The organism is Microbulbifer sp. TYP-18 (assembly GCF_040932045.1).
Taxonomy (GTDB): domain Bacteria; phylum Pseudomonadota; class Gammaproteobacteria; order Pseudomonadales; family Cellvibrionaceae; genus Microbulbifer.
Genome location: NZ_JBFRBC010000019.1, coordinates 46,556 through 67,976 on the forward strand (window position 1 = coordinate 46,556; position 21,421 = coordinate 67,976).

General features: G+C 61.8%; 17 protein-coding genes. 8 read left to right on the top strand and 9 right to left on the bottom strand.

Annotation, left to right across the window (positions count from 1 at the left end; translation table 11 throughout):
- Positions 1-49: 49 nt before the first annotated feature.
- The 4 genes from accC to ABVT36_RS14600 all read right to left on the bottom strand — a co-directional run bounded on the left by accC (position 50) and on the right by ABVT36_RS14600 (position 4,473).
- Positions 50-1,390, bottom strand: a complete 1,341-nt coding sequence (gene accC, locus ABVT36_RS14585; RefSeq protein WP_368457190.1) for an acetyl-CoA carboxylase biotin carboxylase subunit — start codon at positions 1,388-1,390, stop codon at positions 50-52.
- A 15-nt stretch (positions 1,391-1,405) separates the two neighbouring features.
- Positions 1,406-1,870 carry an acetyl-CoA carboxylase biotin carboxyl carrier protein gene (gene accB / locus ABVT36_RS14590; protein WP_368457191.1) on the bottom strand — a complete coding sequence of 155 codons (465 nt, stop codon included), beginning with the start codon at positions 1,868-1,870 and terminating at the stop codon, positions 1,406-1,408.
- Between the two features lie 28 nt (positions 1,871-1,898).
- Positions 1,899-2,354, bottom strand: a complete 456-nt coding sequence (gene aroQ / locus ABVT36_RS14595; RefSeq protein ID WP_368457192.1) for a type II 3-dehydroquinate dehydratase — start codon at positions 2,352-2,354, stop codon at positions 1,899-1,901.
- Positions 2,355-2,724: 370 nt separating this feature from the next.
- Positions 2,725-4,473 (bottom strand): protein-disulfide reductase DsbD family protein, encoded by a 1,749-nt coding sequence (locus tag ABVT36_RS14600; protein ID WP_368457193.1) that lies wholly within the window; start codon positions 4,471-4,473, stop codon positions 2,725-2,727.
- 127 nt (positions 4,474-4,600) lie between these two features.
- On the opposite strand from ABVT36_RS14600, the gene ABVT36_RS14605 reads away from it, so the two are divergent.
- From ABVT36_RS14605 to ABVT36_RS14620, 4 genes are all read left to right on the top strand, one after another.
- Complete coding sequence (locus tag ABVT36_RS14605) at positions 4,601-5,341, top strand: N-acetylglucosaminyltransferase (protein ID WP_368457194.1); 741 nt, start codon at positions 4,601-4,603, stop codon at positions 5,339-5,341.
- A complete protein-coding gene (locus tag ABVT36_RS14610) occupies positions 5,338-5,787 on the top strand; it encodes a copper chaperone PCu(A)C (protein ID WP_368457195.1) in 450 nt (149 codons plus the stop codon). The genes ABVT36_RS14605 and ABVT36_RS14610 overlap by 4 nt, the downstream gene beginning before the upstream one ends.
- Positions 5,788-5,880: 93 nt before the next feature.
- Positions 5,881-6,450 (top strand): YajG family lipoprotein, encoded by a 570-nt coding sequence (locus tag ABVT36_RS14615; protein WP_368457196.1) that lies wholly within the window; start codon positions 5,881-5,883, stop codon positions 6,448-6,450.
- Positions 6,451-6,614: 164 nt separating this feature from the next.
- Positions 6,615-8,375 (top strand): EAL domain-containing protein, encoded by a 1,761-nt coding sequence (locus ABVT36_RS14620; protein WP_368457197.1) that lies wholly within the window; start codon positions 6,615-6,617, stop codon positions 8,373-8,375.
- Positions 8,376-8,438: 63 nt separating this feature from the next.
- Here the strand turns inward: ABVT36_RS14620 and ABVT36_RS14625 are convergent, their stop codons facing one another.
- Positions 8,439-9,461, bottom strand: coding sequence for an adenosine kinase (locus ABVT36_RS14625; RefSeq protein ID WP_368457198.1), 1,023 nt, complete (start codon positions 9,459-9,461; stop codon positions 8,439-8,441).
- 221 nt (positions 9,462-9,682) lie between these two features.
- Here ABVT36_RS14625 and mrcB point away from each other — a divergent pair, with 221 nt between their 5' ends.
- Complete coding sequence (gene mrcB / locus ABVT36_RS14630) at positions 9,683-12,361, top strand: penicillin-binding protein 1B (protein WP_368457199.1); 2,679 nt, start codon at positions 9,683-9,685, stop codon at positions 12,359-12,361.
- 92 nt (positions 12,362-12,453) lie between these two features.
- Here the strand turns inward: mrcB and hemB are convergent, their stop codons facing one another.
- Complete coding sequence (hemB, locus tag ABVT36_RS14635; RefSeq protein ID WP_368457200.1) at positions 12,454-13,464, bottom strand: porphobilinogen synthase; 1,011 nt, start codon at positions 13,462-13,464, stop codon at positions 12,454-12,456.
- A 429-nt stretch (positions 13,465-13,893) separates the two neighbouring features.
- Between hemB and ABVT36_RS14640 the strand changes: the two genes are divergently transcribed.
- Together ABVT36_RS14640 and ABVT36_RS14645 are read left to right on the top strand one after the other, a co-directional pair.
- The gene (locus tag ABVT36_RS14640; protein WP_368457201.1) at positions 13,894-15,945 is read left to right on the top strand and encodes an alpha-amylase family glycosyl hydrolase; all 2,052 of its coding nucleotides are present in this window, start codon (positions 13,894-13,896) and stop codon (positions 15,943-15,945) included.
- Entirely contained in the window at positions 15,935-17,161 is a 1,227-nt protein-coding gene (locus ABVT36_RS14645; RefSeq protein ID WP_368457202.1) for a glycosyltransferase family 4 protein, read from the top strand. The genes ABVT36_RS14640 and ABVT36_RS14645 overlap by 11 nt, the downstream gene beginning before the upstream one ends.
- Positions 17,162-17,209: 48 nt before the next feature.
- On the opposite strand, the gene hemL is transcribed toward ABVT36_RS14645, so the two are convergent.
- The 3 genes from hemL to hemJ all read right to left on the bottom strand — a co-directional run bounded on the left by hemL (position 17,210) and on the right by hemJ (position 20,082).
- Positions 17,210-18,493 carry a glutamate-1-semialdehyde 2,1-aminomutase gene (gene hemL, locus ABVT36_RS14650; RefSeq protein WP_368457203.1) on the bottom strand — a complete coding sequence of 428 codons (1,284 nt, stop codon included), beginning with the start codon at positions 18,491-18,493 and terminating at the stop codon, positions 17,210-17,212.
- A 171-nt stretch (positions 18,494-18,664) separates the two neighbouring features.
- Complete coding sequence (locus ABVT36_RS14655) at positions 18,665-19,450, bottom strand: hydroxymethylpyrimidine/phosphomethylpyrimidine kinase (protein ID WP_367149751.1); 786 nt, start codon at positions 19,448-19,450, stop codon at positions 18,665-18,667.
- Positions 19,451-19,659: 209 nt separating this feature from the next.
- On the bottom strand, positions 19,660-20,082 hold the full coding sequence (hemJ, locus tag ABVT36_RS14660; RefSeq protein ID WP_368457204.1) for a protoporphyrinogen oxidase HemJ: 423 nt from the start codon (positions 20,080-20,082) through the stop codon (positions 19,660-19,662).
- A gap of 237 nt (positions 20,083-20,319) precedes the next feature.
- Between hemJ and argC the strand changes: the two genes are divergently transcribed.
- Positions 20,320-21,366 carry an N-acetyl-gamma-glutamyl-phosphate reductase gene (argC, locus tag ABVT36_RS14665; protein ID WP_368457205.1) on the top strand — a complete coding sequence of 349 codons (1,047 nt, stop codon included), beginning with the start codon at positions 20,320-20,322 and terminating at the stop codon, positions 21,364-21,366.
- Positions 21,367-21,421: the final 55 nt, after the last annotated feature.

Below are 21,421 nucleotides of genomic sequence, written 5' to 3' on the forward strand. Positions count from 1 at the left end.
ACTGGTTTGGATTCGCAATGGGCTTTACAACGGGCCCCGCTCGGCCGGGTTAGAGCCCCAGTTTCTTCTCCAGGTAGTGGATATTGACTCCGCCCCGGGCGAAGGCCTCGTCCCGCACCAGCGACTCCTGCAGGGGGATATTGGTTCTGATACCGTCCACCACCAATTCCGACAGGGCGACGCGCATACGCGCCAGGGCGGTTTCGCGGTCCTCGCCGTGGGTGATCAGCTTGGCGATCATGGAGTCGTAGTTGGCCGGTACCGTGTAGCCAGAGTAAAGGTGTGAATCGACCCGCACGCCGAGGCCGCCGGGGGTGTGGAAGTTGTTCACCCTGCCGGGGCTGGGGAAGAAGGTCTTCGGGTCCTCCGCGTTGATACGGCACTCGAAGGAGTGGCCCTGTATCACTATATCCTCTTGCTTCAGCGACAGCTTCTCGCCGGCACACACGCGTATCTGTTCCCTGATCAGGTCTACACCGGTGACCATTTCCGTCACCGGGTGTTCGACCTGGATACGGGTGTTCATCTCGATAAAGTAGAAGCGCTCGTCCTCATAGAGGAATTCGAAGGTGCCGGCACCGCGGTAGCCGATATCGACACAGGCCTGTACGCAGGACTCCAGTACCTGTTTGCGCACCTCGTCGGGAATACCGGGGGCCGGCGCCTCCTCCAGCACTTTTTGGTGGCGACGTTGCAGGGAGCAGTCGCGGTCGCCCAGGTGGATGGCATTGCCCTGGCCGTCGGACATCACCTGAATTTCCACATGGCGGGGGTTCTGCAGAAATTTTTCCATATAGACGGTGCCGTCACCGAAAGCGGCCAGCGCTTCGGACTTGGTGACGGAGATCGCATTGAGCAGCGCGGCCTCGGTGTGCACCACGCGCATGCCGCGGCCGCCGCCGCCAGCGGCGGCTTTGATGATCACCGGGTAGCCGATACGGCGGGCGATTTCCAGGCAGCGCTCGCCATTGGCCGGCAGTGGTCCGTCGGAGCCGGGCACAGTCGGCACCCCGGCCTTCTTCATCGCCGCTATGGCGGAGACCTTGTCTCCCATCAGCCGGATCACGTCTGCGTCCGGACCGATGAAGGTAAAGCCACTTTTCTGCACCTGCTCGGCGAAATCCGCATTTTCCGCCAGAAACCCATAGCCGGGGTGGACAGCCACCGAGTCGGTGATTTCCATGGCGGAAATAATTGCGGGGATGTTGAGATAGCTCTGTGGTGACGGGTTGGGACCTATGCACACCGACTCGTCGGCGAGACGCACGTGTTTGAGATCGCGGTCCACCTGGGAATGCACAGCGACGGTGGCAATATTCATCTCCTTGCATGCCCGCAGGACACGCAGGGCGATCTCCCCCCGGTTGGCGATCAGTATTTTGTCGAACATGTGTAACAGCCCCGATCAGACGATGGTCACGAGGGGCTGGTCGAATTCTACCGGCTGCCCGTCTTCGGCGAGAATACTCTCAATGGTGCCGGCCTTGTCCGCCTCTATCTGGTTCATCATTTTCATTGCTTCGATGATGCACACAACGTCACCTACTGCGACCTGTTGGCCGGCTTTCACAAAGGGCTCGGCACCGGGGCTCGGCGCGGCGTAGAAGGTGCCTACCATGGGCGACTTGACCGCGTGGCCCGTCAGTGCGGGCACTGTGTCCACGGGTTCCGCAGAGGTTGCGGGCGCCGCAGCCGGGGGAGCCGGTGCGGGGGCCGGGGGAGCGGCGACCGCCAGCGGAGCTGCGGGTTGGGCACCGCCGCTGACACCGCGGCTGATGCGCACTGATTCCTCACCTTCTTTGATTTCCAGCTCGCCGATATCGGATTCCTCGAGCAGCTCAATCAGTTTCTTAATCTTGCGGATGTCCATAGTACCTACTCGCAGTTATGGTTCTTTGTCACTGGCCGGCAGCGATCTGGCGCAGGTGCTGGATCGCGGCGTCCAGGGCGAGGGTGTAGCTGTAAGCGCCAAAGCCACACACCACCCCCAGGGCCAGGTCGGAAAAATAAGAGTGCCGGCGGAATTCCTCCCGCGCGTGCGTGTTGGAGAGATGCACTTCGATAAACGGTGTGCCCACCGCTGCCAGGGCGTCCCGCAGTGCCACACTGGTGTGGGTGAGGGCCGCCGGGTTGATCACGATAATATCGGTGGCGTCCCCAGGTGCCCCGTGCACACTCTGGATCAGGTCCGCTTCACTGTTGCTCTGCAGCGAGCGCAGTTGATGGCCGGCGGCAGCGCACTGGGCGCGGGCGGCATCGTCTATCTGTGCCAGGGTGGTGGCACCGTAGATTTGTGGTTCACGGGTGCCGAGCAGATTGAGGTTCGGTCCGTGTAGCAGTAGAAGTTTTGCCATAGATCGCTTTATAGAAAATGCTGCAAACGGTCAAAAACCTGGGCCAATGTCGGCAATCTTGCAGCCAAACCTACGGAACTGTGCGGGTTATTGCCATCTGGAGGGAGTTTGCCGCAAAAGTGACCCTCTGTCCATTCCTGTAGTGCAGTTTCTTGAAGTTGGCCACATTTCGCTGGCTTTTCGTTGGCGTTTGGCGCAGTAATTTCAGTGGCCCGGTTATTGAGGCGACAGGGGAATGGTTTCGGGGTGGGGCTATCGCTTAGGGCCTGATGAGCGACAGGTAACAAAAAGTGGTGTTTTCCCGGCCACAAGCCGGGGATATGTCCTGCGCCTTACTGGCGACCCCGGCGCAAAGCCTTAGCTTGCATCCCTAGTCCAGCGCCGCTGCGGCCCTGAGTTCCGTGACAACCCCTGTGCGGGTCAAGAGTTGTGGCAATACCTTGGCTTTGCCGCCGCCAGCCGGGTAGACCAGGTACAGGGGTACGCTGGTGCGACCGTAGCGCGACAGCAGTGCACTGATTTGCGGATCCTGGTTGGTCCAGTCCCCCTTCAGGGCCACCACGTCCAGTTCACGCACTGCATCGCCCACCTCGCGGCTCGACAGCACCATCTTTTCATTGGCCAGGCAGGTGATGCACCAGGCGGCGGTCATATTCGCCAGTACCGGGCGGCCCTGGTCGAGCGCGGCGCTGAGCTTCTCCGGTGAATAGGGCTGCCAGTACCCGGAGGCCAGTTTCGCACCGTTAGTGGTGTCCAGGCGCGGCAGGACGGCCGTTGCGGCTGCGAGCGCGGCGAGCGCGACTGTGCCGCGGGTCCAGCGCCACTGGGGGCGGGGCCAAAGCCACAGGGCGAAGGCGATAGCGACCGCCCCGGCGAGGACCAGCGCCACCCCGTCACTGCCGCTCTGGCGACCCAGTACCCAGAGCAACCAGACTGCCGTCAGGTACATGGGGAAGGCCAGCAGTTGCTTCAGGCGCTCCATCCAGGGGCCCGGGCGGGGCAGGCGCCGGGTGAGGGACGGCAAATAGGTAAGGAGCAGAAACGGGGCCGCCATGCCCGCACCCAGTGCAGCGAACACCCCCAGGGCCGCCGGGGCCGGCTGGGTGACGGCAAAGCCCAGTGCGGAGCCCATCAGCGGCGCGGTGCAGGGGCTGGCCACCACCGTGGCCAGGACGCCGGTGGTAAAAGAGCCCCGCAGACCCTGCTGGGCACTGGTGTCAGCGCCGATACCCATGAGCCGGGTACCGAATTCCGTCAGCCCCGAAAGACTGAGGCCCATGGCGAAAAAGAGATAAAACAGCACCGCTACCAGAACCGGGGACTGCAGTTGAAAGCCCCAGCCCACCGCCTCGCCTCCGGCCCGCAGCCCCAGCATGAGCGCGGCGATCAGCACGAAACACAGCACCACCCCGGCGCTGTACGCCCAGCCGTGCAGGTGGCGGTGATGGGGCTTCTCGGCCGCCTGGCTGATGGCCAGGGCCTTGATGGAGAGCACCGGGAATACGCAGGGCATCAGGTTCAGAATCAGACCGCCGATTAAGGCAAATGCCATTGCCAGCAGCAGGTTGAGATTGTCCTCGCCGCCGGGGAACTGTCCCGCGGGCGGTGCGGCGGCGGCCACCGGTTTGGCGCTGCCGCTATCCAGATCCAGCTGGAACTGGCGCACCTGGGGCGGATAGCAGAGGCCGGCGTCCGCACAGCCCTGATAGTGCACTTCCAGGGTCGCGGTGCTCGCATCCCGGGCCATGGCCAGTGGGAATTCCAGCTGCAGCCGGTAGACCTCTGTCTCTTTTTCGAAGTATTCGTCCCAAATGACTTCGCCGTCCGGCAGGGTCAGCTGCAGCGGTGTCTTGCGCCCTCCATCGACCTGGTATACCGCCAGTTTGTCGCGGTACAGATAGTGTTCCGGCGCTATCTGGAAGATGGCACTGGCACCGTCAGCACCGAACAGGAAGTCCTGTTGAAAAGCTTCGTCCACCGGAAGGAACTCCACCTCCTGGACGCCGGTCAATTCTGGAGCGGAGAAGGGTGAGTCCTGTGCCCAGGCGCCCTGGCCGCACAGCAGCGCAAAAAAAGCGGCCGCAGCGGCGAGGAATACTTTTCCGAAACTCTTGGTCATCACAGCCATGCTGGTAAAAATTCCGTATAGTCTGTTATCCGGGACTGTCAGGGCGGACGGTGGTTCCCCTCAGCGCCGCAGTATAACGGCCGCCCGGGTGTAAAAAAATAACATGTGGAGGAGCGGTTTGGTCGCGTTTACGACAGGTGGTGGCAAGAGCCCCTGGCGGATACTGGTGCTGGTGGGCGCTCTGGCCCTCGGTAGTTGTGTTCGCGCCCCGCACAAGCCCACACCTCAGCCGGCGCCGGTACCGGAGCCAGCCCAGCCCCGCCAGCCATCCCCCGAGGAGGTACGGCAGCGCGCGGTGGCTTACTTTCTCTCCCGTGCCGAGGGGGCCCGGCAGAAGGGATTCCTGACCCAGCCGGCCGGCGCCAGCGCCTACGATCACTACCTGCGGGTACTACAACTGGACCCCGGCAATGTCCGCGCGGAGAGCGGTATCCAGACGCTGGTGATCGAATATGTCCAGCGGGCCCGCGACGCCCTGCGCCGGCGTGCCTTTGGCGAGGTGACGGCTTTTCTCAGCCAGGCCGAGGCACTGGCGCCGGGCAATGTCCTGGTGGCGGAAGTGCGGACCCAACTGGCCGGGGAACGGAGCCGGGCCAGTGCGAACCCCCTGGCCGGCGACGAGATTCCCCTGCCGGCAGGATCCCTGGCGAACAGGGATGAGGCAGTATTGGCGCTATTAAAAAATGCAGCCGGGAGAATCCGCAGGGAGGGTCGCCGTGTCATTATTGTTGCCCGCAACGACGCCGAGGGGCGCTGGATTTATCAGCAGCTGCGCGAGGCTGTGCCCGGGTACCGGGTGCGCGGGGATATCCGGCTGGGGCAGAGCCCGCGATTGATTCTCACAGGAGGCGAACCATGACCATGAAACGAACGGGTGGGGCATTTGTGCTAATGGCGCTCAGCGGCGCCCTGCAGGCAAACTCCGACTCACTGACCCTAGCGGGTTACGCCCGCGAGACGGTCCCGGGCACTGCCATGAGTGCAGCCTATCTGTCGATACAAAACGACGGCGCTGCTGAGCGCCAGCTGCGGCGGGTGGAGCTGGTGGGGGAGGGGGCCTCTGCGGAGCTGCACACCACGGTAAAAGACGGCGATGTCAGTCGTATGCGCCCCCTGGCATACCTGAAGGTCCCCGCCGGTGGCAAAGTGGAGATGGCTCCGGGGGCTGTGCACCTGATGTTGCACGGTGTACACCTGCGCAGGGGGGAGGCGTTGCCACTGCGGCTTTTTTTCGCCAACGGGGATGAATATGAAATCAGTGTGCCGGTTCGCGGTCTCACGGGTGAACAGCACCACCACGGCTGATGCCGGCCAGGTTTGGCGACAATCCAAAGGATGCGGGATCATCTATTGGATCGCCGGGTTAATAGCGGAATTCATAAGAGGTTGGAGATAACCATGAATAAATTAATGTTGTTTCTGGGCTGCTGTGCCCTGGTGGCCTGTGCCCACAGTCCAGTGCAGGTGGATCTGCGGCCCCAGGTGACTGTTGCGCCCGAATCCATAGGGGCGGGGCGCACCATCAGTATTCGCGGCGTCAACCAGTTGCAGGGCAGCGGTCTGGGCTCACTGGGCGGTGTCTATGCGAGCGACTCACAGGTGCAGCTGGCCAATAATGTCGAGCAGGCGATGGCGGATACGCTGCGGGATGGCTTTACCCAGTGGTCTTTCCAGCCGGTCGCCGATGATGCGGATGTGCAGATTGTCGCCAGCCTGACCACCCTGCGTTACAGCAGCCCCGACAAGCTGATTACCACAGAGGTGGATACCAGTGCCGGGGTACAGCTGCAGGTGACCATTGGTGGTGCCACCTACTACGGCAGCTACCGTTCCAGCGGTAGGGACAGGAACCTGATCAAACCCGATCGAAACGAGGTAGAGGCGCGTATCAACGGCCTGCTGAGCGCCACCCTGCAGCGTGCCTTTGAGGACGAAAAGCTCAAAAATTTCCTCCGCACCCACGGCTGAGAAAACCCCGGGCCTTAAGACAGCTGACGTTTATGTGGCGCCCGGTGTGAAGAACTTGGCAGTTTTAGGTTTTTGATACCCGCCGGGGAACTTTCACCTTTATGCTGTGGTTAAAAATGTGCTCATCAGCAGGCCCTAAGCCCTAACGACAAGAAGTTGCCACCGTGACCGAGTTTAATTCGCAAGCTGCCGACGAGCCCCTGGGGGACAGGAGTGCCGTAACGGAGACGCCCGGCTTCAGCCTGACAGCCGCGGATGCGGCGCTGGCGGAGGTGGCCGACAGCGTGATTGTGACGGATTACCGCGGGCTGGTGACCTACATCAACCCTTTGGCCCAGGAGATGCTGGGTGGTGCGGTGCGGATAATTCCCGGGCAGCCGCTCGGCGATGTCCTGCACCTCAGGGATAGCGATGGCAACCGTGTCTGGCCTGTTTGCCGGCACCCCGGGGACCCGGGCGGCGAGGTGCTGCCGGTGGCGCGGGAACTGCGCGCTGCCCTGAAGCCTCTGGACGGGCGCGAGTCCCTGGAGGTGACGGTACAGATACTCGCAGTCCGGGATGACCCGGCGCCGCAACACTTAGTGCTGGTGATACGGGATACCTCCGCTGCGCGCCGGCTCTCCTTTCGTCTCAGCTGGCAGACCAGCCACGATACCCTGACCCGCCTGGCCAACCGGCAGTTTTTCGAGAGCGAGTTGCAGCAGGCAATTGTGGCCTGCGTCAACAAGCGCAGCCACCAGGTACTGCTCTATCTGGATATCTACCAGTTCAAACTCATCAACGACACCCTGGGCTATGCGGCCGGGGACAAACTATTGGCGTTGCTGCCCAGGCAGCTGGAGTCCTGCCTGAGCGCCAGGGACCTGTTCGCCCGTGTGGGCAGCGACGAGTTTGCCATTCTGCTGCGGGATCGCGACGTGGAGGAGGCGGGCCCGGTTGTGTCGCGCCTGCGCCAGGCGGTACAGGATTTTGTTTTTCACTGGAATGGCAGCGAGAGCCGGGTTGCGGTTTCCATTGGCGCGGTGGCAGTGGACTGGCGCTCGCCCCCTGCGGGGCAGTTGCTGGCGTCCGCCAACGACGCCTGCCGCGCGGCGCGCGAACAGGGGCGCAACCGGGTAAAACTGTTCAGCGATGCGCGCAAAGCGCTGGAGCAGCACCGCGAAAAAAACTGGGTGGTGGAGATAGGCGCGGCGCTGCGGGAAAATCGCCTGCTGCTGTTCCGCCAGCCAGTGGTGGCATTGCAACAGGGCGGGGACCTGCATCACTACGAAATACTGGTGCGGATGCGGAGTCGCGAGGGCGATGTGATAGCGCCGGGCAGATTTCTTCCCGCCGCCGAGCGCTACGGGTTGATCGAAGAGGTGGACCGCTGGGTAATCCGGCAGGTCTTCGCGTATATGGCGGCGGAGCAGGCGCAGGGCATTGGCGGGTTTGGCTATGCGGTCAATATCTCCGGTATCAGCCTGGGGGATGAGACGCTGGCGGACTATGTGCTGAGCGAGCTGACTTCCGCGGGGGTGGCACCCGCCCGGGTGCAGTTTGAAATCACGGAAACCAGCGCTATCGACAACCTGGACCGGGCCCTTATCTTCATCTACAAGCTGCGCGCCGCCGGTTGCAGTTTTGCTCTGGACGATTTCGGTTGCGGCGCATCGTCACTGGCCTATTTGCGCCAGTTGCCAGTGGATTATCTGAAAATCGACGGCAGCTTCGTGCGCAATATGCTGATTGACGAAATCGACAGTGCCATGGTCAGTACCGTCGATCACCTGGCCAAATGCATGGGGGTCCGCACCATCGCCGAGTTCGTGGAAACTCCGCAACTGCAGGCCAGGCTGCGGGATATGGGGGTGGATTTTGCCCAGGGGTTTGGCATCGCAGCGGCCTCACCGCTGCCGGAACTTGGTGTGCCCGAAGAGGGATGAGAAGGATCTGTTAACCCTAAGCCCGGCAGTGACAGACCCCAATGTGGACACGCCCTAGATTGTTCAGCGCCCGCCGGTCTCCTGGGCCGCAACCGGGTTTCCAAGCAGCTGGCCGTGTTGTTCACTGCGCAGGCGGGGGCCGTACTGGCTGACCACCTGTGCCGCAGCCCGACAGGCCAGCTCGCCCGCCTCAGGATAGGACATACCGCGATTGATCCCGTAGAGAAAGGCCCCGGCAAACATGTCGCCGGCGCCATTGGTGTCTATGGCGTGGACCTGGGGGCTCGCAACCCGGTAGCTCTGCTGGCCGTCCCACAATAGTGCGCCCTCGGCCCCGAGGGTGATAGCGAAACTGTGACAGTGGCTTTGCAGCGTCACTGCGGCCGCCTCCAGGGAGTCGCTGTCGGTAAAGCCCAGTGCCTCGTCGCGGTTGCAGAACAGCATATCCACGCCCGTACCGATCATCTCCTGCAGGCCCTCCCGGAACAGCAGCACCATGGCCGGGTCGGACAAACTGAGGGCTGTTTTCACCCCGGCGCTCTGTGCCTGTTCCCGCAGGGCGATGGCGGCTGCCCGCCCGCTATCGGAAGACACCAGGTAACCCTCGATATAGGCCCAGCGCGACGCCGACAGAGCTTCGCCGTCCAGTTCACTGGTGGACAGCGCAGCGCTGATGCCCAGATAGGTATTCATGCTGCGCTCGGCGTCCGGGGTTACCAGCACCAGGCACCGGCCGGTCACACCGCCGTCCGCCTGCTTCAAGACGGCCGGATATTGCACCCCGGCGCGCGCCAGGTCGGCCAGGTAATAGTCGCCGTTGTCGTCCGCCGCCACCTTGCAGGAGTAAAAGGTTCGCAGGCCGAAATAGCTGGCCGCAATCACTGTATTGGCCCCCGAGCCTCCACAGGCGCGCTTGGCCGTCACCAGATGGTCAGACAGGCTTCCCACAAGCTGCCGCTGGCGCTGGTCGTCCACCAGGGTCATGACCCCCTTGTCGACTCCCAGGGACTGAAGGTCGCTGTCGCTGACCTCGATTTCGGTATCTAGCAGGGCGGCGCCTATGCCATAGAGGTCGTACTGGTGCATAACAGTCCTTTGATGGAGGTGTGTTTAAGAGGGATTGCAGCGCATTATGGCGTTGTCCATGCCGAGTGCAAGGCGCGGGTTTGACTTGTGGGGAGGAGACCTTATAAATGGCCCACCCGCGGGCAGCGGTGAAACCCACGCCCGTCTTCGAGGTCAATCCACGGGTACGCAGTGGTGACGCCTTATCTATAGTTCACCCACAAGCTTGGTATTGCATCTCTATGGCAGCGACGAAACGCCGGCGCAGAAAAGCGCCCAAACCCCCCAGACTCTACCGTTGGATGGTACGCCTCGGTTTGCTCGCGCTGGTGGGGGTGCTGGTGTTGGCCGGCTATATGGTGTACCTGGACGTGCAGCTGCGGGAGCGACTGGACAGTCGGCAGTATCAGCTTCCGGCGCGGGTCTTCGCCCGGCCGCTGGTCCTCCGGGAGGGCATGGTGATGCGGCCGGACGAGCTGGAGGTGGAGTTTGCGGCGTTAAAATACCGCCCCGTGGAACAGCTCTCGGAGCCGGGCCAGTGGTCCCGCTCGGGGATGAACTACCGGGTCTGGCGGCGCGACTTCGTGCATGCCGACGGGCGCGAACCTGCTGCGGTGGCGACGTTTCGCCTGCGCAATGACGAACTCAGCAACCTGACCGACGAGAGCGGCGGTGCGCTGCAGACGTTCCGTCTCGACGCGGCGGGCATCGGCACATTGCTCGGCGGTGGCGATGACCGGGATCCGGTGCGCTTCGCCGATATCCCGCCGATGCTGGCCAACACTGTGATCGCGGTTGAGGACCAGAACTTCCTCGCGCACTTTGGCGTATCGCCGCGGGGCATCGTCAGGGCCATGGCGGCCAACCTGAAGGCGGGGACGGTGGTGCAGGGCGGCTCCACCATTACCCAGCAGCTGGTTAAAAACATATTCTTCGATCACAAGCCGAGCCTGTGGCGCAAGTTCAACGAAGCGCTGATGGCAGTGCTGATGGAGATCCATTACGACAAGCCCTATATCCTGCAGGAATACGTCAATGAGGTATGGCTGGGGCAGCAGGGCAGTCGAGCCATATACGGCTTTGGCCTGGCGTCGGAATTCTATTTCCAGAAACCGCTGGATACGCTGGAACCCCACGAGATGGCGCTGTTGGTCGGGCTCGCCAAGGGTGCTTCCTACTACAATCCCTGGCGCCATCCGGAGCGGGCACTGGCGCGGCGCAATATCGTGCTCGATGTGATGCTGGAGCAGGGGCTCATCTCACCCCAGCAGCACCAGCGCTACCGGGCCCGAGGACTGGAAGTGGCCGCTGCCGGCGGCTCGGCGCAAAATCCCTATCCCGCTTTCACCGAGCGGTTGCTGGAGGAGCTGCGTCCCTACTATTCCTACGAGGAACTGCGCACCGCCGGCTTGCGGATTTACACCACCCTGGCACCGTCGGTGCAGAAGCTGACGGAAAAGGCCATCAGCGGGGGTGCCGGCAAACTGGAGCAGGACCGGGGCTTGCGGGAAAACTCCCTGCAGGCGGCGGCGGTGGTGCTGGAGAGTCACAGCGGTGACATCCTGGCGATGGTGGGTGACCGCCGCCCCCACTACCCGGGCTTCAACCGCGCCCTGGAGGCGCGGCGCCAGGTGGGCTCCCTGATCAAACCGGCGGTTTTTCTCACCGCTCTGGAGCGCCCCTATCAATACAACCTGGCCACCCTCATCGAAGATGCGCCGATACGCGTCGAGGGTGACAATGGCGAGGTGTGGATGCCGGCCAACTTCGACAACCGCAGCCACGGCCTGACACCCCTCTACCTGGCCCTGGCAAAGTCCTACAACCAGGCTGCCGCGCGTCTGGGAATGGACCTGGGGGTGGAAAATGTGCGGCAGACCCTGCGCCGCCTCGGTGTACAGGCCAAGCTGCCGCGGTTGCCCTCCCTGTTTCTGGGTGCCGCCGAGCTGACACCCTTCGAAGTGGCCGGCATGTACCAGACCATCGCCAATCAGGGGGAGAATGTGCGCCTGCGCACCCTGCTGGCGGTTTCCGATGCGGATGGCGGGCAGGTGCAGTATTTTCGCCGCCGCGCCGACCGGGGCGTGGATGCCGTGCCGGCCTACCTGCTGCGCTATGGCCTCGAACAGGTGATGCGCCAGGGCACCGGCCGCAGTGCCTATCGGACGCTGCCGGACAGTGTGGCTTTTGCCGGCAAGACCGGCACCACCAACAACTACCGAGACAGCTGGTTTGCGGGCTTCTCCCCCGATGTTACCGCCGTAGTCTGGCTCGGCCGCGACGACAATGAACGCACCAGCCTCACCGGGGCCAGCGGTGCGCTGACCATCTGGACCGACATCATGCGCAAGCTGCCGCACCGCCACGGTCGCATCGAGGCGCCGCGGGGGGTTGAGTTCAAGCCGGTCAACCGGCGCGGCCAGTATATGGACCCGCGCTACTGCCGCGGCGGTAAAGAAATCCCCTTCTCCTATGAGACCCAGTTACAGGCGGCACCGGAGTGTGTGGCACGGGATCGTTTCCGCTGGTTCCGCGACCTGTTTGACCGTAAAGACTCCACCGAGGCGGCGCCTATCGAGGAGATGACCCCTGGCTGGGGGGTGGACCCGGGGGAAGAGCAGCGCCAGCAGGAGCAGCAGAGGCAGCTGCAGGAGCAATTGTACCGGGACGATGCACCCCAGGGTTCGCCGGACTACCGGGAGGAGCCCCTGCAGTTGCCGCGGCCGGACCGGCAGTCGGATCAACAGGGTGATACCCGGGATGACCTCTACTGGGAGGAGGAGCGCCGCGCGGCCGAGGAGCGGCGCCTGATTGAAGAGCGGTTTCGCCGCCAGGAAGAGCTGCGCCGGAGCCGGCAGCAGGGAGCTCCGGTGGAGGAAGCCCAGCCCTGGCCGCCGGCAGAGGATGACCAGTGGCCCTGATATGCGCGACTCTTGCAATCCGCCGGCCCGGCCCATCGCGGTTACCGCTGAATAGAAAAATCCAACCTGCGTCCGGCGCGGCGGGCTGAGCCTTAGCCCTGCAGCAGTCGGGCCGCCTCCTCTGCGAAATAAGTGAGCACACCGTCGGCGCCGGCGCGTTTGAAGGCCAGCAGTGACTCGAGAATCACCGCCTCGCGTTGCAGCCAGCCATTTTCAAACGCAGCGCAGTGCATGGCGTACTCGCCGCTCACCTGATAGGCGAAAGTGGGCACCCGCAGCTCGTCCTTTACCCGCCGCACTATATCCAGATAGGGCATGCCCGGCTTTACCATCACCATATCCGCGCCCTCCGCCAGGTCCAGGGCGCATTCGTGCAGTGCTTCGTCGGTATTGGCGGGGTCCATCTGGTAACTGGCTTTGCTGCTGCCCCCCAGATTGCCGGCGGAGCCCACCGCGTCGCGGAAGGGCCCATAGTAGGCGGAGGCATACTTGGCGGCGTAGGACATGATCAGTGTGTTGGTGTGGCCGGCACCTTCCAGCGCAGTGCGAATGGCGCCGATGCGGCCATCCATCATATCCGAGGGCGCCACCATATCCGCGCCGGCGGCGGCGTGGGACAAAGCCTGCTGCACCAGCACCTCCACGGTTTCGTCATTGACGATATAGCCGCTGTGATCCATTAAGCCGTCCTGCCCGTGGCTGGTGAAGGGGTCCAGGGCCACGTCGGTGATTACCCCCAGTTCCGGCACTGCGTCTTTTAGCGCCCGCACAGCGCGCTGAGCGAGGCCGTCCGCATCGTGGGCAGCGCGGGCGTCATCGCTTTTGTGGGCGGCATCCACAACCGGGAAGAGTGCGACGGCGGGAATGCCCAGTTGCTGCAGTGTCCTGGCCTTGTCCGCCAGCAGATCGACACTCAGGCGCTCCACTCCCGGCATAGACGCTACCCGCCCGGAAGTATTGCGGCCCTCGATCACAAACAGGGGCAGAATCAGGTCATCACAACTGAGTTGGGATTCCCGCACCAGCCGGCGGGAAAACTCCCGGGCGCGCAGGCGGCGCAGGCGGGTGTTGGGGTAGGCGCCACGGCTGAGAATCTGGCTCATGGGGAAATCGCTCCGCTATCGACTGGGCCGCAAAAAATCTGTGGCCACAACTGGTCGCCATCATACCAAACTGCCCCGGCAAACCCCTTGTGTAGATGACAGAAATCGAAAGGTGTGAAGCGGGGGGCTAGTCGCCAGGCCCAGGGCTGTGCCAGCTGTGGCTGCGAATTTACGGTCATTTGGGCCGGGGCCGGGTCGTCCCCTATGGGGCCGTAACGCTGGCCGCTCGACTCCCGGTGCGCCATATCTTGAGGGGTTGCGGGGGCAGTGCGTCTTGACAAAAGCGTCGCCCGGGTCTGTTCCCAGTAATCTGGACACAGACTCCAGATAGCGGACGTTTGATGGGCGGATTATTGACAACAGTTGATTATGGCGCCGCATCTGCACATACTTTTGATGCCTGAAAATAATTGAAATAAGGGTGGATGTGTGGCGGAGCTGTGTAGGTATCCGACGAGGCTGATGGGGTTGTTTGACGAGGACTATGAACCTATCGAAGCCGCGCCCAACCGATGGATATTCCGCACCCGGGAGCCGGTCGTAGTCCGGCTCAATGTCGATGCCGCTCTGTTTGCAGACGGGGAGCCGGTTTTCGCAGTCAACGCCTGGTGCGGCGATAGTACCGTGGAAATTCCGGCAAAGATTCAGCGTGAGGGTAACCGAATCCGCATCGATGCAGAATTTCATCTGGATGCGGGATATTATATATATCGTCTGGGAGTCAGAGATACGGATCTTCGTATTTTGCCCTTCACGCGATTTATCGCCATTTCAGATACGATCCCCCGCAACCTGGACGATATTCTCTGTCGCGAATGGAAATGTGATGACCGCAGGCTGCTGGGTCCGGTGCCAAAAAAAAGTCCCAGTAAGCTGCCGCGCAAGAAATCCGAGATCATCTATTCTCTTCTGCTGGACAGGTTCGCAATCGGCGCCCGCAAGCTCGATCCGGTGGTTGAAGAGTCCTTCCTCAGCGCGCATTCCCCATTTGGTCGCCACGGTGGAAATCTGGCGGGATTGACAGATCGTCTGGATTATTTACATCGGCTCGGGGTCACAACCATTCTCATCAACCCCATATACCTTAACGCCAACCTTCTCTATCACGGGTACCACCCCCTCCACCTCTTTATGTTGGATCCGCTTATTGGCGAAGCGGCGGATCTGCGGGCCTTTGTTGATGGTGCCCACGCGCTTGGCATTCGCGTATTGATTGATGTGGTATGCAATCACCTTGGGGATATGATCGACTGGCAAACGGAGGAGGGCCCCAAGTTCAAGTTTTACACCCAGAGTGACGAGGACCACCTGGTGCGCAAAGACTGGGGCCCCCCAGTCATCCAGCAAAGAGAGGACCCTTTTAGCACCGCTACGCTGCTTCCCTATCCGGAGGAGGCGAGACAAGCGGATCTGTTTCACGGGGACAGCTTTCAGGACCCAATCCGCTGCCGGTTGTTTGGCTTGCTCGAGGACTGGAAAACCGAGCAGCAGGAGGTTCAAAACCTGCTGATCACCCACATCAAGTATCTGATTGCCGAGTTCGATTTTGACGGTATCCGCTATGACGCGGTCAAGCATGTGGAGCCCGATTACTGGAAAGAGTGTATCCGTGAAGTCGAACTTTTTGCCCGGGCCATCGGCAAGGCAGATTTTGAACAGATAGCCGAGCACGCAGTGACCAAAGAAGAGGAACTGAGGGATTGGCGGACGGCGGGCTTCTCCGGAATGTTGCAGTTTCCCCTCAATGAGTATCTTCGCTCCGGGCTCGAAAGTGGTGAGGGAATCTGCAGATTTATCGACTATTTGAGTGGGTTTGAGGGGCTGAACAAGCAGGTCGGTGTATCGAGCGGGGATTATCTTTTTCTGGACAACCAGGATCAAACCCGCATATTGCACGCCCTGCGGGAACAGTTCGGCACCCTGGCCCCGGCGGCGATGCAGCTCTGCCTCACAGCCCTGATGCTGGGGCGCCTTACGCCGGTGATCTACTACGGAACTGAACAGGAATTTAAAGGTTCTCTGGGCAGTTACTGGGATCCGGTATCCAATAGCGTTGTCGCTCACGACTGCTATGTCCGCGAGGATATGTTCCCCAATCCCGAGTGTATCTGGCTGTTCGGTGAGCTAAACCACCCATCTTATTCACCCTACAGCGAAGAAACACCGTCTTACCGCCTGATTGCATGGCTGGCGCAGGCCCGCCAGAAATACGATGTCGAGGCGTCCTCCTGTTTGGAGGTTGCCGCCCAACAGGTGGTCTGCATCACGATTCCGGCACATGACTTGTCCGCTTCGCTTTTTTTGCTGATCAACCGGACCCTTTGTACCCTTGAGGACAAAGTGTCAGTTCCAGGTATCAGCAGCTCTGAACCGGATTTGTCCGCCGATCTGTTTCGGTCGGCGGGTGAAGCCAGTATCGTCGATGAGGTCTTGACCTTTTCGCTTCCTCCGCTTGGGGTGGAGGTGCTCCATGTCCGTTGAGATGCGTGATCAGTTTTGCCCCACCGAAAATAAAGTCAGGCTGGTGGTTCCCCCAAATGGCAGGGCCGCTGGAAACGCGGGCGGGCTGCCAGTGCTGGTTCTGGCCTGGGAGTATCCCCCATTTATTTCCGGCGGTCTGGGCGTCGCCTGCAAGGGGCTTTGCGAGGAAATGGCGCTGAGGCCTGAGCTTGCCGTTAGGGTGGCACTGCCGGATACATCTGAGCGTCAGCGGGAAGGGATCGCTTCGGCCTATTTGGGGGCGGATGAGTTGCTGGTGGAGACCAGAACCTATGCGGAGCAACTGGCCGAATACTGTCGGCGAGAGCCCTGCTCGGTGGTCCACAGCCACGACTGGCTGACATTCTCAGCCGCATTGCGGCTGCAGCAAAGCTACGGTATTCCTTTTATTGCGCATGTGCATTCGCTTGAGATTGATCGCGCACCCACCGGTCCGGACCCGGTTATTGTAAGGATTGAACAGGAAGCTTTCGAAAAGGCGGCTGCCATAGTGGCGGTAAGCCAGTACACCAAGCGGCGTATTGTGCGTGCTTTTGGTGTGGACCCGGCAAAAGTCACCGTGGTCCACAATGGAATTACTCCCGCCTTCGAAAAGCGTCCCCTACCCGCCCCGCTGGAACAGCGGCCCCGGCGTGTCACTTTTGTGGGGCGGCTGACTACGCAAAAGGGTCCGGATATTTTTCTTTCCACCGCCGAGTTGTTGGCGCAGAGGGATGCCACCATAGAGTTCTCCATGGTGGGCACGGGGGATATGTCGAATTCTCTACAGCTGCGGGCCCTGGAAACTTTGGGTAAGCGGGTGTCATTCCACGGTTTCCTGAATCAGGCGGAAGTGGCCGAAATTCTGGCCCATAGCCGGCTAATGGTGATGCCATCCCGGAGTGAGCCATTCGGGATAGCCGCTGTGGAGGCGATTCAACTGGGAACACCGGTAGTGGCGTCCCGCTCCGTAGGTTTCGTGGAGGCGGTCCCCGCGGTACCCACCGTCGATATATCCTGTGTGGGGGAAATGGCACAGGTCAGTGCCCGGCTACTGGATGAGGTGCCAATGGCCCGGGCACTGGCCGGCAATGCCGCCGCACAGTTGCGGGGGCTGACCTGGGAAAAGGCCGCAGAGTTGATGGCTTCCCTTATCCTGGATGTCAGCCAGGTGCATCCGCCCGGGGTTCCATATCGCCCTGTCTCGGTAAGGGTATAGATTCCCTGGGTGCGTCCACCACCTGGCGGATGCGCGGCCAGCTGGCAATCAGTCGAGGCGGGTGAATACCCGCCGGGCTGCGGCAATCGTCTCCTCTATATCCGCATCGCTATGGGCGGCAGACATAAACCCGGCCTCATAGGACGCTGGCGCCAGATAGACGCCCTCTTGCAGCATGCCGTGGAAAAAGCGGTTGAAACGCCCATTGTCGCAGGCCATCACCTGCTGGTAGTTGGTCACCCGGGGCTCGCCGGTAAAGAAAAAGCCGAACATGCTGCCCACTCTGTTGGCAGTGATGGGGATACCGGCGGCTTTGCCCTCGGCCAGGACGCCCTCTACCAGACGCTCCGTTTTGGCCACCAGCGGCGCGTAGAAATCGGGCTCCTCCACCAGGCGCAGTGTCTCCAGGCCGGCTACCATGGCCACCGGGTTGCCGGATAAGGTGCCCGCCTGATAGACCGGGCCCAGCGGTGCTATCTGTTGCATGATCTCGCGCTTGCCGCCGAAAGCGCCCACCGGCATGCCGCCTCCGATCACTTTGCCGAGGGTGGTGATATCGGCCTCGATACCATAAAAACCCTGGGCGCCGGTCAGGCTCACACGGAAGCCGGTCATCACCTCGTCGAGAATCAGCAGGGCGCCGTGCTGGTCGCACACCTCGCGCAGGGTTTCCAGGAAGCCCGGTAGCGGCGGGATACAGTTCATATTGCCGGCCACTGGCTCGACGATAATACAGGCGATCTGGTTGCCAATTTCCTCAAAACAGGCGCGCACCCCCTCTGCATCGTTGTAGTTCAAGGTGACAGTGTGGTCCGCCAGGGATGCGGGCACGCCGGGAGAGGAGGGTACCCCCATGGTCAGGGCGCCGGACCCGGCTTTAACCAGCAGCGAATCCGAGTGGCCGTGATAGCAGCCCTCGAACTTCACTATCTTGTCGCGTCCGGTAAACCCGCGCGCAAGCCGTATGGCGCTCATGGTAGCCTCGGTGCCCGAATTGACGAAGCGCACTAGATCCATATTGGGGCACAGCCGGCAGAGTTCTTCGGCCAGCTCTGTCTCCAACTCGGTTGGGGCGCCGAAACTCAGACCGGACTGGGCCTGTTCCACCACCGCTTCAATCACTTCCGGATGCGCGTGGCCGAGCACCATGGGCCCCCAGGACTGGACATAGTCGATATAGCGCTTGTCATCGGCATCGTACAGGTAGGCACCCTCGGCGCGACGGATAAACAGAGGGGTGCCGCCCACCGCGCGGAAAGCCCGCACCGGTGAGTTGACGCCGCCGGGGATAAACTGCTGTGCCTGTGCGAAAAGCTGTTCGGATTTACTCATAGAATTCATTTGGAAATTGGAAAAAGGCCAAAAAGCCGGCGCATCATTATCGCGGCCAGGGGCTGTGAGGACAAACTGAGTTTGAATCCGGCTCGGGATGGTCGGTCAGCGGTGGGTGGGCTTTACCTGGGTGTAGCGGGCCAAGGGTGGGGGAGGAGTACCCGAACCGGCTCAGCGCCCGCACCAGAAGAGGCGGTTGGGAATGGGCCGCCCCATGCCCAGGCGGCGGCTGTCCCTGATCGCGCTCCAAGCATATTGCTGGCTGCGGCTGACCGCCTCGATAATGGTCAGGCCGTGGGCGATATGGCAGGCGATGGCCGTGGCCAGGGTGCCGCAGACTCCGTAGGCCGCCGGTGGCAACCGCTCCCAGTGAAACTCGCGGATCAGGCCGCGCACATCGTAGAGGCGGTTCTGCAGCTTTTGTTCGCAGGGTACTCCGGTCAGCAGCAGGTAGCGGCAGCCATTTTCCAGCAACTCCTGGGCCATGGCATCCAGAACGTCGGCTTCCACCGCCATGGCCCTGGCTTCGCGCCGGTTGGGGCATACCATGGTGGCGTAGGGCAGCAAAAGGGAGACTGTGGCCTCCCACAGGGGGGGTGCCAGCACACTCTCTTTGTCCGCCAGAGTGGCGTCCGGGTCGATCACCAGGGGAATATCCGGGTAGTCCCGCAAGACGCTGTGCAGCGCGCGCACATTTTCCACCGAGCCCAGGTAGCCCACCTTGATGGCTGCCACCGGCATGTCTTCCAGCACAGCGCGGGCCTGCTCGATCAACAGGCTGTCGTCCACCGGTGCCACACCCAGGAGTTCGCCAGTGTCCCCGACACTGATGGCCGACACCACCGAGGTGCAGTGACAGCCGAGGCTGGCCGCAGTCTCCGTATCCGCTGTAATACCCGCACTGCCACAGGGATCGTGATGGGTGACCGTCAGCACTATGGGTTGGCAAGTATCCATTGGTCGCTGGTCTGGCTCTGTAATGGCATGGAGTTATTCTAGCAGGCTGCCGAACAAGCCCTGGCAGGCTGTTGAAGGATCATTTATTGGATTATCGGGTCAATAGTTCTCCTTGGTGCCACATCCGGTTTTTCTTGCGCCTATTTCACTGTTAACCCGGCGGCCAAAATAAGTTGCCGGGTTAACAGTGATGGCCGGGAGCCCCTGGGTTAAAACGGCTTCACCACCGCCAGGAGAATGATAATCACCAGCGCCAGTACCGGCAGCTCGTTGAAGATACGAAAGAAACGGCCACTCCTGGTCACGGTGCCGGCGGCAAATTTTCGCACATAGGCGCCACAGACATGGTGGTAGCCGATCAGCAGCACCACTACGGCGAGTTTGGCATGCAGCCAGCCGGCGCTTTTGTAGTAGGAGGGGTTAAAGCTGATCAACCAGATACCGAGAAGTATGGTGGCAATCATCGAGGGAATGGCGATGGCCCGGTACAGCCGCCGCTCCATGATGCAGAATCGATCGCGGCTGAGCGCGTCGGTTGCGTCTATGTGATAGACGAAGAGTCTCGGCAGATAGAACAGTGCTGCAAACCAAGTAACCATGGTCATTAAGTGAAAGGCTTTGACCCAGAGCATGAAATTTCCTTTATTGTGCGGCCGCCAACGGAGCGCGGTAAAAAGTTTCGACTGATCGCGGCAGGATAATGGCCCCGCCGATATTGTCCAGTGGATCCCTTTCTGTACCGGTCGCGGGACCGGCCGGCGTGCACCTTGTGTGCTTTGTAAGGGAGCCGCGTATGGTAGAGTGCTGACCCCCAGTGTGCCGGGTGGGCCGGCGACAGGGTCGCAGAGCAAAAGTGCGGAGGTGCAGACTTGATCAAGGCAGCAATCGTGGGAGGCACCGGCTATACGGGCGCGGAATTACTGCGTCTGCTGAGCAGGCACCCAGGGGTCGAATTGGCCGCAATTACCTCCCGCTCACTGGCGGGAACTCCGGTGGCGGAGCTTTTCCCCAACCTCAGAGGCCACTGCGATCTCATCTTCAGCGACCCGGATCCGGCTGCGCTGGCGGCTTGTGACCTGGTGTTCTTTGCCACCCCCCACGGGGTCGCCCAGGCTCTGGTACCCACCTTGATCAGTCGCGGTGTCCGGGTGATCGACCTGTCCGCCGACTTCCGCCTGCGCGACGTCGGTGCCTGGGAGCACTGGTACGGCCAGGCACATGCGGCGCCGAAACTGACAGCCCAGGCGGTTTACGGCCTGCCGGAAGTCAACCGTGCCGAAATTGCTCGCGCGCAGTTGATCGCCTGTCCCGGCTGCTACCCCACCGCCATCCAGCTGGGCTGGATTCCCCTGCTGGAGGCCGCACTGGTGGACCCGCGGCAACTGGTCGCCAGTGCCGCCAGTGGCGCCAGCGGTGCGGGCCGGCAGGGCAGGGTGGATCTGCTGCTGGCGGAAAACAGTGACAACTTCCGCGCCTATGGTGCAGCCGGACACCGCCACCTGCCGGAAATCGAGCAGGGACTCAACCGGGCACAGCCTCGGGGAGCCGAGTCTGCCCGGGTCACCTTTGTGCCGCACCTGCTGCCGATGGTGCGGGGCATTCACGCCACCCTGTTTGCCACCGCGGTGAAGGAGACGGGCGGCGAACAGCTACAGCAGCTGTTCGAGCACCGCTACAGGGATGAGCCGTTTGTGGATGTGATGCCCATGGGCAGTCACCCCCAGACCCGCAGCGTGCGCGGGACAAATATGTGTCGTATTTCCGTACTGCGGCCACAGCAGCGGGATACAGTGGTGGTACTGTCGGTGATCGACAACCTGGCCAAGGGGGCTTCCGCCCAGGCGATCCAGAATATGAACATCATGTTTGACCTGGATGAGACCCAGGGGCTGGAGAGCCCGGCGTTGCTGCCTTAGAATCGGCATATTATTCAACCACCCCTAACCCCAGGACACAGGTTCAGCGGTTCAC

What these genes read in the sequence shown, in the direction of transcription:
- ABVT36_RS14625 (WP_368457198.1), bottom strand. Translation starts at nt 9,461, where the DNA reads ATGCACCAGTACGACCTCTATGGCATAGGCGCCGCCCTGCTAGATACC.
- hemJ (WP_368457204.1), bottom strand. Translation starts at nt 20,082, where the DNA reads ATGCTCTGGGTCAAAGCCTTTCACTTAATGACCATGGTTACTTGGTTT.
- ABVT36_RS14615 (WP_368457196.1), top strand. Translation starts at nt 5,881, where the DNA reads ATGAATAAATTAATGTTGTTTCTGGGCTGCTGTGCCCTGGTGGCCTGT.
- hemL (WP_368457203.1), bottom strand. Translation starts at nt 18,493, where the DNA reads ATGAGTAAATCCGAACAGCTTTTCGCACAGGCACAGCAGTTTATCCCC.
- mrcB (WP_368457199.1), top strand. Translation starts at nt 9,683, where the DNA reads ATGGCAGCGACGAAACGCCGGCGCAGAAAAGCGCCCAAACCCCCCAGA.
- accB (WP_368457191.1), bottom strand. Translation starts at nt 1,870, where the DNA reads ATGGACATCCGCAAGATTAAGAAACTGATTGAGCTGCTCGAGGAATCC.
- accC (WP_368457190.1), bottom strand. Translation starts at nt 1,390, where the DNA reads ATGTTCGACAAAATACTGATCGCCAACCGGGGGGAGATCGCCCTGCGT.
- ABVT36_RS14645 (WP_368457202.1), top strand. Translation starts at nt 15,935, where the DNA reads ATGTCCGTTGAGATGCGTGATCAGTTTTGCCCCACCGAAAATAAAGTC.
- hemB (WP_368457200.1), bottom strand. Translation starts at nt 13,464, where the DNA reads ATGAGCCAGATTCTCAGCCGTGGCGCCTACCCCAACACCCGCCTGCGC.
- aroQ (WP_368457192.1), bottom strand. Translation starts at nt 2,354, where the DNA reads ATGGCAAAACTTCTACTGCTACACGGACCGAACCTCAATCTGCTCGGC.
- ABVT36_RS14655 (WP_367149751.1), bottom strand. Translation starts at nt 19,450, where the DNA reads ATGGATACTTGCCAACCCATAGTGCTGACGGTCACCCATCACGATCCC.
- ABVT36_RS14610 (WP_368457195.1), top strand. Translation starts at nt 5,338, where the DNA reads ATGACCATGAAACGAACGGGTGGGGCATTTGTGCTAATGGCGCTCAGC.
- ABVT36_RS14600 (WP_368457193.1), bottom strand. Translation starts at nt 4,473, where the DNA reads ATGACCAAGAGTTTCGGAAAAGTATTCCTCGCCGCTGCGGCCGCTTTT.